Source organism: Rhodococcus sp. IEGM 1341 (assembly GCF_030056895.1).
Taxonomy (GTDB): domain Bacteria; phylum Actinomycetota; class Actinomycetes; order Mycobacteriales; family Mycobacteriaceae; genus Rhodococcoides.
The window spans coordinates 1391558-1406682 of the sequence record NZ_JASHKV010000001.1 but is presented as its reverse complement, the minus strand read 5'-3'; the positions used below and the strand labels follow the sequence as shown (position 1 = coordinate 1406682).

At 60.5% G+C, this 15125-nt stretch carries 10 protein-coding genes, 1 tRNA gene and 1 pseudogene; 9 read left to right on the top strand and 3 right to left on the bottom strand.

What is annotated here, in order from left to right:
• Positions 1–16 precede the first annotated feature (16 nt).
• The 6 genes and pseudogenes from QM615_RS06275 to QM615_RS22435 form a co-directional block, all read left to right on the top strand.
• The gene (locus tag QM615_RS06275; protein WP_262498262.1) at positions 17–571 is read left to right on the top strand and encodes an FtsB family cell division protein; all 555 of its coding nucleotides are present in this window, start codon (positions 17–19) and stop codon (positions 569–571) included.
• Entirely contained in the window at positions 568–1098 is a 531-nt protein-coding gene (locus tag QM615_RS06270; RefSeq protein WP_032404265.1) for a DUF501 domain-containing protein, read from the top strand. Before QM615_RS06275 ends, QM615_RS06270 begins: the two co-directional genes overlap by 4 nt.
• A complete protein-coding gene (locus QM615_RS06265; protein ID WP_149405187.1) occupies positions 1095–2039 on the top strand; it encodes a Ppx/GppA phosphatase family protein in 945 nt (314 codons plus the stop codon). The genes QM615_RS06270 and QM615_RS06265 overlap by 4 nt, the downstream gene beginning before the upstream one ends.
• Before the next feature lie 116 nt (positions 2040–2155).
• Positions 2156–3607, top strand: coding sequence for a short-chain fatty acid transporter (locus QM615_RS06260; RefSeq protein WP_149405188.1), 1452 nt, complete (start codon positions 2156–2158; stop codon positions 3605–3607).
• A gap of 44 nt (positions 3608–3651) precedes the next feature.
• A tRNA-Leu gene (locus tag QM615_RS06255) sits at positions 3652–3725 on the top strand.
• A 301-nt stretch (positions 3726–4026) separates the two neighbouring features.
• Positions 4027–4684 (top strand): annotated as a pseudogene (locus QM615_RS22435) (site-specific integrase); the annotation flags it as partial.
• Positions 4685–4864: 180 nt separating this feature from the next.
• On the opposite strand, the gene QM615_RS06245 reads toward QM615_RS22435, so the two are convergent.
• Positions 4865–6676, bottom strand: coding sequence for a hypothetical protein (locus QM615_RS06245; RefSeq protein WP_262498263.1), 1812 nt, complete (start codon positions 6674–6676; stop codon positions 4865–4867).
• Positions 6677–7207: 531 nt separating this feature from the next.
• On the opposite strand from QM615_RS06245, the gene QM615_RS06240 reads away from it, so the two are divergent.
• The 3 genes from QM615_RS06240 to QM615_RS06230 all read left to right on the top strand — a co-directional run bounded on the left by QM615_RS06240 (position 7208) and on the right by QM615_RS06230 (position 12122).
• A complete protein-coding gene (locus QM615_RS06240) occupies positions 7208–8440 on the top strand; it encodes an ApeA N-terminal domain 1-containing protein (protein WP_149405189.1) in 1233 nt (410 codons plus the stop codon).
• A gap of 854 nt (positions 8441–9294) precedes the next feature.
• Complete coding sequence (locus tag QM615_RS06235) at positions 9295–11631, top strand: hypothetical protein (RefSeq protein WP_283347121.1); 2337 nt, start codon at positions 9295–9297, stop codon at positions 11629–11631.
• Between the two features lie 239 nt (positions 11632–11870).
• Entirely contained in the window at positions 11871–12122 is a 252-nt protein-coding gene (locus QM615_RS06230) for a GIY-YIG nuclease family protein (RefSeq protein ID WP_283347120.1), read from the top strand.
• 493 nt (positions 12123–12615) lie between these two features.
• Here QM615_RS06230 and QM615_RS06225 read toward each other — a convergent pair whose 3' ends face one another.
• Together QM615_RS06225 and QM615_RS06220 are read right to left on the bottom strand one after the other, a co-directional pair.
• The gene (locus QM615_RS06225; protein WP_149405191.1) at positions 12616–13797 is read right to left on the bottom strand and encodes a lipase family protein; all 1182 of its coding nucleotides are present in this window, start codon (positions 13795–13797) and stop codon (positions 12616–12618) included.
• Between the two features lie 247 nt (positions 13798–14044).
• The gene (locus tag QM615_RS06220) at positions 14045–14902 is read right to left on the bottom strand and encodes an alpha/beta fold hydrolase (RefSeq protein WP_262498264.1); all 858 of its coding nucleotides are present in this window, start codon (positions 14900–14902) and stop codon (positions 14045–14047) included.
• Between the last annotated feature and the right edge of the window lie 223 nt (positions 14903–15125).

Here is a 15125-nt window from a genome sequence, read left to right as displayed (position 1 = left end):
GGAACCCTCCGAGCAGGTGCGCGACGCGGTGGTCGGCGGCAAGGCTGCGCCTCGACGCGTCGGTGTTCGCCGGCCCAAGATGCCCGAGCGGACGTTCTTCGGACTGTCCACCGGACGAGCCGTCATTCTCGGTGTCGTGGTGTGTGCGCTGGCGTTGACGCTGGCCGTGCCGCTGCGCACCTACTTCTCGCAACGCAGTGAGCTCGAATCCGTGCTGGCCGAACGGCAGGCGCTGCAAGACGACGTGAACCGCCTGCAGGTTCAGAAGTCTCAACTCGACGAGCCGTCCCGCATCGCGGCCGACGCTCGCGAACGTCTGCGGTTCGTCATGCCGGGGGAGACGCCCTATCAGGTCCAGCTGCCCGGCGACTACTCGCCGAGCTCCGAGGACCTCGCAGTGGACAACACTCCGAAGGGACCGTGGTACACCGAATTGTGGAACACCGCGGTCCAGCCACAGGGATCGGACGAGCCCCCGGAGCCGACGTCTGCACCGATGCCTGTCGTACAGCCAGAACCCGCACCGGCCGTGCCGCCGGTGCCAGAACCAGAAGGAGGACCGGTCGGGTGAATTCCTCGGCAGTCTCGCAGGAAGATCTCGATGCGGTCGCATCGCAACTCGGACGTGAACCGCGTGGCGTACTCGAGATCGCGTACAGATCGCCGGACGGCAGGCCGGGTGTGGTCAAAACCGCCCCGAAGCTGCCCGACGGCACGCCTTTTCCCACCCTGTTCTACTTGACGGACCCCCGGCTGACGGCCGAGGCGAGCCGGCAGGAATCGGCCGGCGTGATGCGCGAGATGACCGAACGTCTCGGTACCGACCCGGAATTGGCTGCGGCATACCTGCGCGCCCATCAGTCCTATCTGGCCGAGCGTGACGAGATCGAATCTCTCGGAACCGATTTCACCGGTGGCGGCATGCCCGATCGGGTCAAGTGCCTCCATGTGCTGATCGCGCACTCGTTGGCCAAGGGTCCGGGCGTCAACCCGCTGGGTGATGAGTCGGTTGCGTTGGCCGCCGAGAACTCGTTGCGCGGCAAAGCTATTCCGGCCGACTGGCCGACCATCGAAGAACTACGTGCGGAGAAATCATGACCAGGGTTGCAGCAATAGATTGCGGCACCAACTCGATCCGCCTGCTCGTCGCCGACAACAACGGCAAATCCCTCGCCGACGTCGCTCGTGAGATGCGGATCGTGCGACTCGGCCAGGGAGTCGACGCCACCGGAGCATTCGTACCCGAGGCCATCGAGCGCACCCGGGTGGCGCTGGTCGAATACGCCGAGATCATCCGCAAGACCGGGGCCACCGCAGTGCGCATGGTCGCCACCTCGGCCACACGTGATGCGTCCAATCGCGAGGACTTCTTCTCGATGGTGCGCGAGGTACTCGGCAAAGTCATCCCCGGTGCCGAGGCCGAGGTGATCACCGGCGACGAGGAGGCTCGGTTGTCCTTCGCCGGCGCTGTCGGTGAACTCGACTCTGCTGCAGGACCTTTCCTGGTTGTCGATCTGGGCGGCGGTTCGACCGAGCTCGTGCTGGGCGACGCCAAAGGAGTGAAGGCCGCGTTCTCGGCCAACATCGGGTGTGTGCGCCTGACCGAGCGTTTCCTGCATTCGGATCCTCCCACCGCGGACGAGATCAACGGTGCGCGTGAGTACGCCCGCGAGAAGTTGGCGGAGGCGTTCGAGGAAGTGTCGATCGGCGACGCGTCGAGCTGGGTGGGGGTTGCCGGCACGATGACCACCATCGCCGCCATCGCCAAGGAACTGCCCGAGTACGACGCCGACGCCGTGCACCTCTCGCGAGTGCCGTTCGATCAGCTCTTCGAGGTGTGCGAGCGACTGATCGGCATGACTCATACGCAACGAAGTGCGTTGGGCCCCATGCATCCCGGACGGGTCGACGTCATCGGCGGCGGCGCAATTGTGTGCAGCGTGCTGGCCGAGGAATTCGAGCGGCGGGGTGCTGTGAGCTCGTTGACGGTGAGTGAACACGACATCCTCGACGGCATCGCGATGTCCATCAGGATCTGATCTGCAATTCTGCAGATGCGGTCTGCGGCGATGTAGGTTGCATCACTGCATGATTCGGTGAAGCCTTACAGGTGCTGTGGCCCACGTCACGGCTCCCTTCGAGGTGAGGACCACCGATGACGTCACCCGCCGAGCAGATTCCGGCCGACCAGGCGCCGGCCGAGAAAGGTTTGGCGCGCGTCGCGCAGATGCTCGCCAGGGGAACCGAGAAGTGGTTTCCCGACGCCTACATCTTCGCTCTCGTCGGCGTGGTGGTCGTGGCTGTCGCTGCTTTCGCCAACGGGTCGTCTCCGCAGAATGTGGTCGACGCCTTCGGAAACGGCTTCTGGGACCTGACCGCCTTCACCCTGCAGATGGCGATGGTCGTTCTCACCGGTTACGTCGTGGCCACCTCTCCACCGGTCGCTCGGCTCATCACTCGATTGGCGCAGGTGCCCAAGAGCTCCAGTAGCGCAGTGAGTTTCGTGGCGCTGCTGTCCTGCTCGGTGTCGTTCCTCAACTGGGGGCTATCGCTGGTTTTCGCGGGACTGTTGGCCCGTGCCATCGCGCGGCGTGACGATCTCCGCGTGGACTACCGGGCCTTGGGTGCCGCTGCGTTCATGGGACTCGGTGCGGTGTGGGCGCTGGGAATGTCGTCCTCGGCTGCGCAGCTACAGGCGACGGCCAGTTCGCTTCCGGCAACGCTGCTTTCGGTCACCGGTGTACTCGACTTCGGCACCACCATCTTCACGTGGCAGTCGCTGTTGATGTGCGTGATCATCATCGTTCTGACGGTCGTCATCGCGCATGTGTCGGCTCCCAAGGGTGCCGCGATCAAGACTGCCGCAGACATGGAGGTCGATCTCGACGACACGGTGTCGGAGCCTGCTCCGCGCAGTCGACCGGGGGAGTGGCTCGAGTACAGCCGAATTCTTCCGCTCTTCGTTGGTGCGATGACGCTGGGATGGCTTGTCTCCCAATTGTTGACGCTGCCGGTGCTGTCGGTGGTCAGCAGCCTCAACGGGTACCTCTTGGTGTTCCTGATGCTCGGGTTGGTGCTGCACGGCACCCCGCGGCGCTTCCTCGATTCCGTCAGCAAGGCGGTGCCCGCTACTGCCGGGATCCTGGTGCAGTTCCCGCTCTACGCCGCGATGGCAGCCATGCTCACCGAGGCGGAGGGCCGGGGAGGCATCACGATTTCCGAGCATCTGGCGACCTTCTTCACCGAGATCGGGTCAGGTGGAGGCTTCGCGGTGGTCATCGCGATCTACACCGTTGTACTCGGACTCTTCGTTCCCTCGGGCGGTGGCAAGTGGCTCGTCGAAGCGCCGTACGTGATGCAGTCGGCCACCGATGTGCAGATGAATCTGGGCTGGACCGTCCAGATCTACAACGTCGCCGAGGCGTTGCCGAACCTGATCAACCCGTTCTTCATGCTGCCCTTGCTGGCCGTACTGGGTCTGCGAGCGCGCGATCTGATCGGATTCACGTTCCTGCAGTTCATCTTTCACTTCCCGGTAGTCCTGCTGCTCGTATGGCTACTCGGCATGACCTTCGAGTTCGTGCCGCCGGTCATCCCGGCGCAGTAGCAGCCCGATATGATCGTCACCGCCGGAGCGAACCTCCGGCGGTGGCCCCTATAGCCCAATTGGCAGAGGCAGCGGACTTAAAATCCGCACAGTGTCGGTTCGAGTCCGACTGGGGGCACCGGAGTCCATATGGATCCAGATTTCTGGACTAGGACAGTGCTTTTCGGGTGGTAGCGTGGACTTCGGCGGTCTACCACGGATTTGAGTGGACAACCGAGACAGCGGATTTCAGATCCGCGGTAATCGACATTTCCGCAGGTCAAAAATTTCGTTTCCGCAGGTCAGAGGCTTCGAGCTCTGTGGCGTTCGGTCTCGGTGTCACAACGTTGTCACAACTGCCTCGTGAGCATCCAGATGGTCGTGAATCGACGTGCGTGGACTTGCCAGACCTTCGATTCGTTCACATCGGATCGCTACATGCCGACGATGTCCTCGAACGCCGCGACTCGGCGATTCTGCTACGGAGTTTGCTGGGTCCTTCCGGCGCAGCGAGCTCTCGGAACTTTCATGCGGGGACGTGACCGTGCATCGGCACGACGGCTTGCACATGCAGCTACGAAAGTCGAAGGCCGACCAAGAAGGCAGGGAAGCGGTCAAGGCGCTGCCGTTCACCGACTCCCACGAGACCTTCCCGCCCTGCGCGTATGTCCGGTGTTCGGTGTACACAGATCTTCGCCGCGTTCGACACCGGTGGCCGCCCCTCGATCACCCGGCCGCTACGGAAGCCGGCACCGTTCACCGACCGCGTCTGCCATGGGAATTCCCCGGACCGCCGCCCGCGCACCGCTGCTGAGGGCGATCGCGAAGAACGGCAACCTCGGCGCCACAGTGCTGTGCGGGGCGGCGATCCACCGAACCATCCGACGCCGCGCCGAGCACGCGGGCTATGACCACGCCTGGCCAAACTCGGCGGACACTCTTTACGAGCTGGTTTCGTCGCCCAAGGCACCCGCAACGGCGCTGGCGGTCCAGCCATCGCCCGCCAAACCGGACACGCCAGCCTCGACTCCGGTGGAGGTCTACCGTCGCGAACATGCACCCCGCGTCGGGAACGCCGTCAACGAAATCGGTCTGTAGACCAGGAGTCGGTTTGAGGACGTCTACGTCTTCGGGTTCGCCCGCTACCTGCGAAGCGGTTCCTAGCTTCTTCGAGCACGCTAAGTGGTTTGGCACCAGAATAATGGTGCCTGCCTGTGCGTCTACAGCCTTTGCATAAGCATCGATCGCGCAATCGTCGGGTACTTGCCCATCGGTCGATCAACACCAGAAATATCGAGGAAGGTTTGAGGCCGAACTGGCATCCCCCCCAGTGCACATCAGACGCCAGCGTGCGAGGATTTCGACGAATAGCTGCGGCCCGCGATGTTCGCACACTCCCTCGAAGACTTGAAGTTCGCTGTAAGTCAAGATTCCAGGCGATGTTACGAACCTGCCGAGCTCCCCGAGGACGGAGTGTGACCGCAGCTTGAGGTCAACATCAGAGAGCACATTCGGCGGAATACCTCCGTTCGGCACAACGACCATGGGTACGAATACCGTCTGCTCGTCGAAGGTGCGGCCCTCCCAGCCATGCTGAGCAAGCAGCTCGATTGTTGACCTCAGCTGTAGAAACTTCCTCCTGACGAATGTGTCTTCGAGATCCGCGGTGTAGTCCTCGGCATCAGCAAAGCCCTGCGCTGCTTTCTCGTCCAGCCAGTGATTGGTGGCGTCGACCAAGAGGCAGTACTTGCCGGAAGCCAGTACCCAGTCGCAGACGGACGGCTTGTCGCCCCTCTGTTTCCATGCTTGCTGCATCTCCCGCTCGGTAATCAGTTTGATCGTCGGCCGAGCTCTTCGAGTCGCTCGACGAAGAAGGTATCCGATGGTGTCTTCAAAGACATAGTTCGAGGCCAGGCTGAACTGCTCGCCACGCGGATCCTTCTCGGTGCCGAAAGCAAAGAAGGTTTGCCAGTACAGCTGCGAGCCACAAAGGCGATCAAGCACCCAAACAGGTCGCAAAGCAACATACTCATCATCCCCAAACCGGATAAGGGGCCGCTCGGCGAACGTATAGCGGCGGTGCGCAAGCAACCCCTTCTTACGCTCGGCCTTGAGCCGTTTTCGATACTCCTGCACAGTGAGAGAAGCCGCAGTTTTCATCAAGGTGACAGCCTGCGAATCAGCCCACTGGGCAAAATCAATGGCGTTGAGCGTCACGGCACCAGTCTTGGTTCGTGTCCAAAGCTGGAGTCCGAGTTTAATGAATTCGGTCAGCGAAACCCCAGTGGCCTGTTCGAATGCCTCGATAGCGGTGTCGCCGATCAGGTCGTGCGGGGCCAACTCTGGCCACTTCTTGAACCAGGTATCGTAGGCGTCGCCAAGTAGGACATCTGGCACTGTGGTGGCGTTCGCTTGCATCCGGGCTAGATCTGAAAGCATTTGCCGCTGAGCCTCGTCGCGAACCATGTCATCGTCGACTGCCATCGCCGCGTTGTATCGCTCCAGGTCGTCCTGCGTGGGAGGCCAAGTCCGAAAGAAGTCGGGGAGGTCTTGGCGTTCCTGATCGCCGTTGATCGACAGCATCAACAGCACGAAGTCGTCGATTCCGAAGATAGGGATTGTATTGCCGGTTCCCGTGGTTGCAGCGTCGGTGATGGAGCACCATTCAATGGCCTCACGAATTAGTTGAGTTACTGCGGCAGGTGGTAACAGTACGTTTCCCTTACTCACAGATTCGATGACCTTGGACGAGAACTCCCCGGTCAGCATGCTGACGAGGGTTTTTTCCCAGGCATTAGTCCGCGAGTTTAGGGCAGCGTCATCAAGCTGCGCGAACATCCTGCTGACAAATTCGAGGGTGCTCTGTAGTGCATAGCCGCCGAGCAAGGTTCTGCGCCCGTTCTCGTCGAGATGGTCGACGTCGATACTGGTCGAAGTTATGGATTGTGGGCCTAAATCCATCTTGGTCGTTTTCAGAAAAGCTTCGTAATCTCGGTCAGAGCTGAACCACGCTGGCCTCTCCGGCGGGGGCCCGCCCGGTGCACTGGTGCCGCCTCCAAAGGAATTACTCAATCTCGATCCAAAGACCATTTCGACCACCCCTAGCTGAAGTCCGCTCTAAACGGCCTCCGCTCCAAACGGACGCCCCAGCGGCGGCCGCGCCGTCACGCTACCGCCGCGCTACGACAAAAGGGCAGAAGACGTACCAGCAGATGTTCGTGGTCAAGAAGAAGGTGACGTTTCCGACCACGCCACACATCCCAGTGCTGTCGTCAGGATGTCTTGCCGGTGCGGTAGCTGTCGTATTCGACCTGATCGGTGGCTGTCGGCCAAGGACAGCGCAGTTTGTCCCGGCCTTGAGCAGGGCGAGAAAGAGGTTTCCGCATTCGTCACACCGGAACGCTGCTGGCCTGATGCTCGTCGACAACTCTCACGCGCCAAAGGCATCGCACAAGTCATCATGTAGGGACGACCGAGAGCGGCGACGGTCTGCGGTTGAGGATTCTCTGGATTTGGATCATGAATGCAGAGTCGTTGCCACTTAGGTGGCATGCTATCGAGCTGGGTGAGCGGCGAAGTCCGTCCGGGCTGAGCGATTAGACCTATGGCGGAGGTGGACCTGTGATCGTGGACAACGGGCAGTGGTGGATGCCATCCGATAGCGACCACACCGGCGCTGGCGATCTCACGACCGTTCACGACGGTTCTTTGCGCTTAAAGCTCGGTTGCCGTGTCGTCCCTAAGACCGATAGCAACCACATAACTGTGTGGGGTGTAACCGACGACGCCACGCCAGTAACTCTACTGGGCTGTCTGGTCCTGTCCGCTGAGGAGTCGACCCAGGAGGTGTACGTGCATGCTGCGCTAATTGGCGCTCACATCGCTTCCGGCGACGATCAGATCTTTCGTCGGGTGTCAGTAAGCCTGTCCAACCTGACCGACTGGGCAACCCGCGGACACGATCGACCGCCGCTGCCCGATCACATTAACAACCCCCAGTGTCCTGGTGAGCAGCTCAGCTTGCGTCGAGTGGGTAGCGAGGTCCAGCTGGTTATTGAGTCCGATGAACCCCGTAGGTGGATGGATTTCGACACCACTATCCGGGCGTTCGAAGACCTCCTTACATTGGCGGGCAGTGCAGACTGCCGGGTCGAGTCCGCTGTCCTATCCACCAGCGAAGGCATACGTGTCCAGTTACGGATGAAGGCTGAGCACGTGATCGAGCGTCGTTGGCATCCGGTATTCGTGCTCGGCACTGTCCCGGACCGGTTCATTTCCGACTGGCTCACGCTGCGCGCGCAGTTGGGGATGTCGGGTTCGGTGCTTTTCAGCGTCGACTACGGTGGCCCCGGGTACTTTCAGAACAAGCTGTTTAACGTTGCATCTGCTGCCGAGGGTATCCATCAAATTCTGTGTCCGACTACAACCGGCATCTCTGACCAGGAACACCACGAACTCAAGGCCTACATCAAAGCCTTGCCCGAGGGCCCGGTGCGGAGATGGGCACTCTCAGCAACTCAACGCAACCAGCCGGGCTTCGCGGCGCGAATGCGCGAGCTAGCCTCGATCCCCGACAGCGAGGCCGTTGCTACAGTACTCCATAACAAGGCCATGTGGGTTACCTGGATGGTCAATGCGCGCAACGCGATTGGGCATTCATCATGGGACGGTATGGAGAAAATCCCACGTGAGGTCAGACCTGCGTTGACCTACGTAACGAAAACTCTGCTGCACCTGGTGATGCTGGAAAGGCTCGGGCTCTCCCCTGAGCAGCAGCGCAACGCGGCCCCGGCGACCTACTACAATTTGCGGCAACGCTATGAGGACTACTTTGACTCAGCACCAGTGAACTAAGCTGCACGACCGAGCGTAGTCACTCTTTCGAATCGACGCGACGCTCGTTTTTCTCGCCGAGCCGTGGGTGTGGGAGGACGGCACGCCCGATTTTATGGATCTACAAACGTAAATTCGCAGCCGCCGGCGTGGACGCCTCCGGCGAAATGTCGATGATAGTGCCCCGTGGGGCACTATCTCTGGCCGTGCTACTCGTCTGCATTGCGCGCCATCGGCGGTGTTACGCAGTGTGCGTGTCGGTTACGCGTGACAACTCGCATCAGTTACGCACGACTGCAAACGGTTTCAGAAACTCTGTCCTTTGCATTGGCGTGTTGCTGACGCTAGCCCTCGTGTACAGACGAAAGTTTGAGCGTCTCGAAGAAGTGGAGAGCGCATGAACGTGGTCCTCTGTCCCGGAGGGCTATGACGATTTCGTCGAACAGCTCTAGCTCTGGCCCGTATCGACTAAAACAGGCAGTCCGCGGCTTGAAGCGCGGTAGTCCGTTTATACAGGGGGCGCAGGCCACGAGTTGGTAGGCATCACCGGTCATGTCGACTGCGACCGGCCGATCCGAGAACTCGGTCGAGCATCGTTTCGTCGACGCCGTCTATTCTTGGCGCTCGAAGCTACGTTCCATTGTTCCGGCGGAACAACGTAAGTGCGCGACAGCACACGGCTTAGAAGGGTAAGTTGCTTTATGGCAAACCATGGTGGGTCAGGTTCCGCCACGCTTGAACACCGGACTGTATCCACAGGCTTGAGGGCGCCCCGCGTCGCGATAGTCATCCCCGGTGGCCCAGATTGGCACTTTTGGGCACGAACAGCCATGCACACGGCATGTGTGACATGGGGTGGTCGTGGATTCATCCTCGTGCCGACCGAAGAGGATGTCGTCAGCCCCGTCATGGTGGCAGCGGTAGTAGCGTACGACCCTGACTACGTCGTCACCTTAGGGGTGACGTACCAAACTCTCGAGCGATTGCAACCGGGCCACATCCGCGAGACCCTCGAAAAATCTAGGATAGCCAGTGAAGATTTTGATCGTCTCGGCGCTGAGCTTGCCGAACGAGTTGTGATGTTCGAGAATCTCGAAACTGCGAGAAAGCTCCTCGTCGACCAAGTCGGTTCGTACCGCCTCATCACACCTGCTACTGGTGGGCGGACACCAACTGAGGAGATCACTCACGAGCGCGTGCGGACCATTCACGAATCCTCTGACCGAGGCCCGCTGATCGGACTCCGCTCAGTGCTAGCAACATCGGACCCGTCTGTGTTCGGAGTATCCGAGCACCTCGACGGAACGCTCGGCGTCGCGGCGACCGCACGCATCGGCCTGGTGAACGCGCCCTCACAGCCTGGCTGTGAACTGAATGGCGACGAAAAGTCGGATGTAGTCAGGTGGCTCGTGAGAACTCCCGGGTCGTATCCCATCGCTCCGCCGGCGCGCATCCTCGACACGTCCCGCACCTTGGGTGCCACGAACGGACCCAGCGCATGGGACATGTCAGTGACCGAGTTAGTAAATGTGTCAGCCGGTGACACAATACGAAACAACGGACTTCTGGTCGTGGGCGATAGCCCCGAGGACTTCTGTCTTGCTATGGCATGGGACCGAACTTACGGAGCGGGTCTCTGGATCGCAGAAGAGTGGTGGGCAGGTGGCGTTAGTGACACGTCGGCGACTCTTTTGGAAGGTCTGCACGATCTCCTCAAACTGGATCGCCGCACGGATTTGCAAGACTGGATTGTCACCTCGGTGTCGCTCGACGAAGAGCGTGTCGCGGACTTTCGTGATGCGGTCGTCACCAGCGCTTCACAGTTCAGTTCGAGTAGCGACAAGGGTCTTTCTCATGCTGATCTATCGGTTTGTGGTTTGGATGTCGACCTGATTTTCCCAAATTCAGGCAAGTATCACTTTGCGGTCGTGGACCAATATAGCAAGAGCACGACTATGCCCGTGCTGGTTGATTCTCAAGGGTCGGTAACACTCGCTGCAGCACCCAACCCGCCTCTGTTGTTGAATAATAGGCTGGCCGAAATTCGCGAGTTTTCTTGGCACGTGGATATCGATATCGCGGCGACTCTGAATCCGTCGTGCAGGTATACGCCTGCTGAATCCCTGCTCAGTCGCGACGAGCCGTCACTTCATACGTGGATTCGGACGGGCCGCCGGGGGCTGTCATACGAAGCCCCGTCGTACGGATTCGTTCCAGCAGGGGCAGCACCGGAGGATCGGTTGAGTCGGCCAAAAGTCCGAAAGCCTAGCTTATTCGCCTGGGCCGAGTCTAAAGCTGCAGGAAATGGATATACTGTCTCGTCGTCCGGTGCCGGTTTGCACGGTGAACTGCTCTCGACGATGCTCGGGTCACGCGAAGGCATCGTAGACACGATGAGTGGACAGATGAGGGCCACGCTACGCTCGTTTATCGCGGACGCGAAGAACGCGCGAAAAGAGTTTTCAGACGGAGGCGGTTGCATCGTCCGAGATAGTGTGTTCCTTACGTTCAGGGAGATGACGCGACGCTTCCCAGGTGAAACTGAAGAACTACGAGAAATACTTGACGAACACTTGTCGAAGGGATTACTGAGACGAGGGCTAGTTCTCGGCTGTGCGTTATGCAATCACGTGGTGTTCCAGCCAGTTGACAAACTTGCAAGTATAAACGAGTGTCCCAGGTGTGGTAACAGAAATGCGCTGCAGCAACCGCGTTGGCGCATACCGCATGATGAGCCGGAGTGGTTTTACGACCTGCATCCCACAGCCGTGCTCCTTATGCGACAAAACGGTGATATCCCAATGCTACTCTCCAAACATCTTCGATCCCGAACATCGCGCCAGTTCGCCTACGTGGACACTTCTGAGTTTGAGTTGAAAAAAGCTGGTAAATCCATTGCGGAGCTCGATCTATTGGCTTTGTCTGAAGGTGATGTATTTGTCGCCGAAGTCAAAATATCAAACGACATTGATTCGAAGTCAAATCGCCTCAGGACAGCACGTAAGAAGGTCTTACTTGCTGAAATCTTTGATGCGAGCCAGATTATTTTGGCCACAACTCAACGCCGCTGGGGTGAGGCGTCGGTGGCAGCGATGAACACTGCGCTCAGAGAGCTGAATCAGCGTAGATACCGTAATGTCCAGCTAAGACTCATCACAGGACTGGGTACGGAGCACGTAGAGGACCAATTTTATAGAGATTGTGCTATTTGAGCTCTAAATACTAACTTGCCTAACCAGTGCAGGACACGCGGAGTCACTAACTCGGTCGATGGCGTAGTCGCTCGTATCGTGCATACCTCGTCGGGCGTGTCGATTCGGTAGGCTGGCATTAGTCGTTAATGCGGTGGGAGCGCGGCGTCCGCAGCCCGATCACAGGAACTTAGTCGCTGCGCCCGTGATTGCGCCGGCTGAAGCCGATGGACTGGGTGTGTAAGCTTTAAGATGCGTTGGTGCCGTTCCGATTCGATGTGCACGCACTGTTCTTCGCGGACGAAGCGGTTTCGGTGGAAGCGAAATTGCGCCGACTCTTTGCGGCCCGGCTAGTGAATCAGGTCAATCAACGACGCGAGTTGTTCTCTGCGACTCCGTCCGAGGTGCTTGAGGCTTTGCGTCGCGATGTCGGTGAAGTCATTTCGTTCACCGAAGCGCCGGAAGCCGAGGAGTGCTTGGTGAGTATCGGGAGGAGATCAGCGTGTTTATGAATTGCCAGGGAAGCCACGGCTTTCCTATCGTTCGAATTCGAAGGAGAAGAGCGGGAGGTTGCCGATGATGGCTCCCAGAACGACGGCTAACAGCGTTCAGACCAGGGTGCAGATTACGAGGCTCGTGCTGTAGTTGGCGGAACAGAAGAGGCGATGGTGTTGGCTGTCGGTGTCACAGGATCCGCTGCCACTCTCCTTGGTAGCTCGACCGTTTGTCCGTCGCATTCCACAGCGGTCCGTGTTCGTTTGGCGCGGTCCGAGGCGCTCGCAGTGTGCAGAGTTCGGTATCACGAGGGTGTCACAAGTGGGTACATTCGTCCCTGGACTGTGTTGGTCGAAGATGAACGAAAAGCGTTGCAATACAATGAAAAAGGCGTCCATGTGGGTCCGCCTGAATCCACTTCTAGGGACTTAAAATCCGCACAGTGTCGGTTCGAGTCCGACTGGGGGCACCATATTCTCCCTGCTCGCAGCGCTATGTCGCTTCGGCGAGCTAACCCGAACCACTGACCGCGAATTGCTTTGCAGTCCAACGCAACGCGAATGGCAGACCGGTCATGGCACCGATGAAGTGGTCGCCTGCCACGGGCTCGTAGTGCACGTCGGCACCCTTGCTGCGCCACTGCTCGATCAGGGTAGTCACGCCGGCCTCGGGGATGAAGCGATCGCCGATCCACTTGCTCGCGGAACCGTGGAAGAACGCGACCGGCGCCGACGGCGCGTCTGCGCCCGGACGGTTCGCGGCGATCACCCGCCGCGCGATGTCGGAGTCGAACGGGTCGGGCTCGGACGCCAAGTCCTCGATTCGCATGCGTACCAAACCACCCAAGGCCAGGGGGAGCACGGACATGTCCTTCACCCACGAGGCCAACAGCAGCCCCTTCGGGCCGAACAACTCCACCATCTCGGGGTGCTCACGCGCGAGACCCATGCTCGCCGCACCCAGCAGGCCGGCCGCGACGGTGCCGTTCATGGTGTCCAGCAGCATCGAGAAGTCGGTGGGCGTTCCACCGGCGACGGCGCCCACCAACCTCACGTCCGGCGCGTACCTCGGCTGCAGTTGCGCCGTCCACGTGGTGGCGATCGCGCCGCCGCTGTAGCCGTAGGCCACAACGGGGCTGTCGGCGAGCTCCGGGGCGACGACCGTCATCCCGCGTAGCGAGTCCAGGACGGCATGCCCGGCCATCGTGCCTTCGGAGTACGACATCCGCGGGCCTTGGTGATCGGCGACGAGGACGGCGTATCCGCGGGCGAGCCAGAGCGGCATCACCGGCGGGAGGTCGGCACCGACGCCGTGCACGAGCCGGTACGACGGCGTGCTCTTGGCTCCGAGGGAATCGATGGCCACGTTGTGGGCAACGACGGGCCGCGGTCCGCGCCCGGTCCACGGCCGCTTCGGAATCAGCAGCGAGGCGGTGACGCCGGCGGGCAGACCTCGCGCGTCGGTAGATCGCACCATGAACTGATGCAGGGCGGTTCGCGGCCGGGGCACCAGACCGCGGGTCGTGCGCTGCCGAATCACCGCACCGGGTGCGAGGTCCTCGATGCCGGGAGGGGTGAGGAAGAAGGCGTCGTTGCCGATCGGGGTTGGAAGGATCGCGGCGTGGGGATCGTCCGGAGGCTCCAGGGGCAGTCGTTTGGTCAATACGCGATCGAGCACACCGAACAGAGTCATGATCCCCCGACATTCTTCTTTAGCCGTACCGATCCCCGCGGTCACCGTACAGTGCGAGGCGGTCGGTGAACGCAAAATGGAGAAGTCCCCGCGGCCCTTGGCTCCCTCGAAATCTGCACAGTGTCGTTTCGAGACCGACTGGGAGCACGGGAGTTCGTATGAATCCAGCGTTGTGAACGAGAACGGCGGGTTCCCGCCCTCTCTATCGCTGCTTCGGATACAGCTGGCGGTGACCAGACAACAGGTGTCAGTGCAGGGCGCTCAGTAGCACGGCATCGAGTTCCCCGGCGGGCAGCATCGGCAACATGTGGTGGCTGCAGCCGGGCAGGACAACGGTATGTGCGTTCGGGAGAACCTTCCCGACTGCGTCGGCAGCACGAGAACTGTTGTGCACCTTGCTCTCGCCGGCAAAGACGACGGTGACGTCCGCGGAGAGCGTCGCCCATCGATCTCCCTTGGGGCGCCGTGGGACCACTGGTTTCGCCGACGGGAAGTCGGTGCCTCGCTCGGTGAGATCGAGCCAGTCGGTGTCGACCGGCGCGTTCTGCGTTTCCCACCGGATCAGAGAACGCATACGTTCGCGAGTCGGTCGCACCAGAAGTGGCACCGCGTGCAGAAGGTACGCCAGGCGCATGCCGGCGAAACACGAAGGGGGATCCAGCAGGACGAGTGCGCCGACGCGCTCCGGTCGGTGCAGCGCGTACGCGAGCGCCACCGTTGCCCCGTACCCATGTCCGACCACCGAAGTTCGCGGGGCATCGAGCGTTTCGAGAACGTGATCGAGCCAGGACATCAGGTCATCGACCGTGCGGATCGGTGTCTCACCGACCACGCTTCGTCCGGGATCACCCATCGGGTCGATTGCGAAGACCCGGTTCTCTCGGGCCAGGGCCGCGATGTTGGCGAACCAGACGGTCGAGGTTGCTCCGCCACCGGGCAGCAGCACCACCGGAGGTCCGTCGACGGGTCCGGAGGCGTTGACTCGGGTTGTGCCGTAGTCGGATTCGACGTCGATGGCGTCGATGGGCGGCGGCCATTTCGCCAGAACACGGTCGTAAGCCGAAAAGAATCCCTCGGCTGCGGGGCTATCACTGAACCGACTCACTGAACCTCCCAAATACCTCGACGATCAAGATATTAGATCATCGTAATAAATTGGGCAACACTCCTCCGGGGGTCTGTGATCCGGAAGAGCTTGCGGTGTAGATGATTTCGCTGTTTGAACCGCAATGGCGAGTAGGCGCGGCACTAGCCGCCGATCAGCAGTCCAGCAACGAAGTCGGGTTCCTTTTGCCTGTTGCTGGCTGTTAGAGTCGGATCACCGGAAG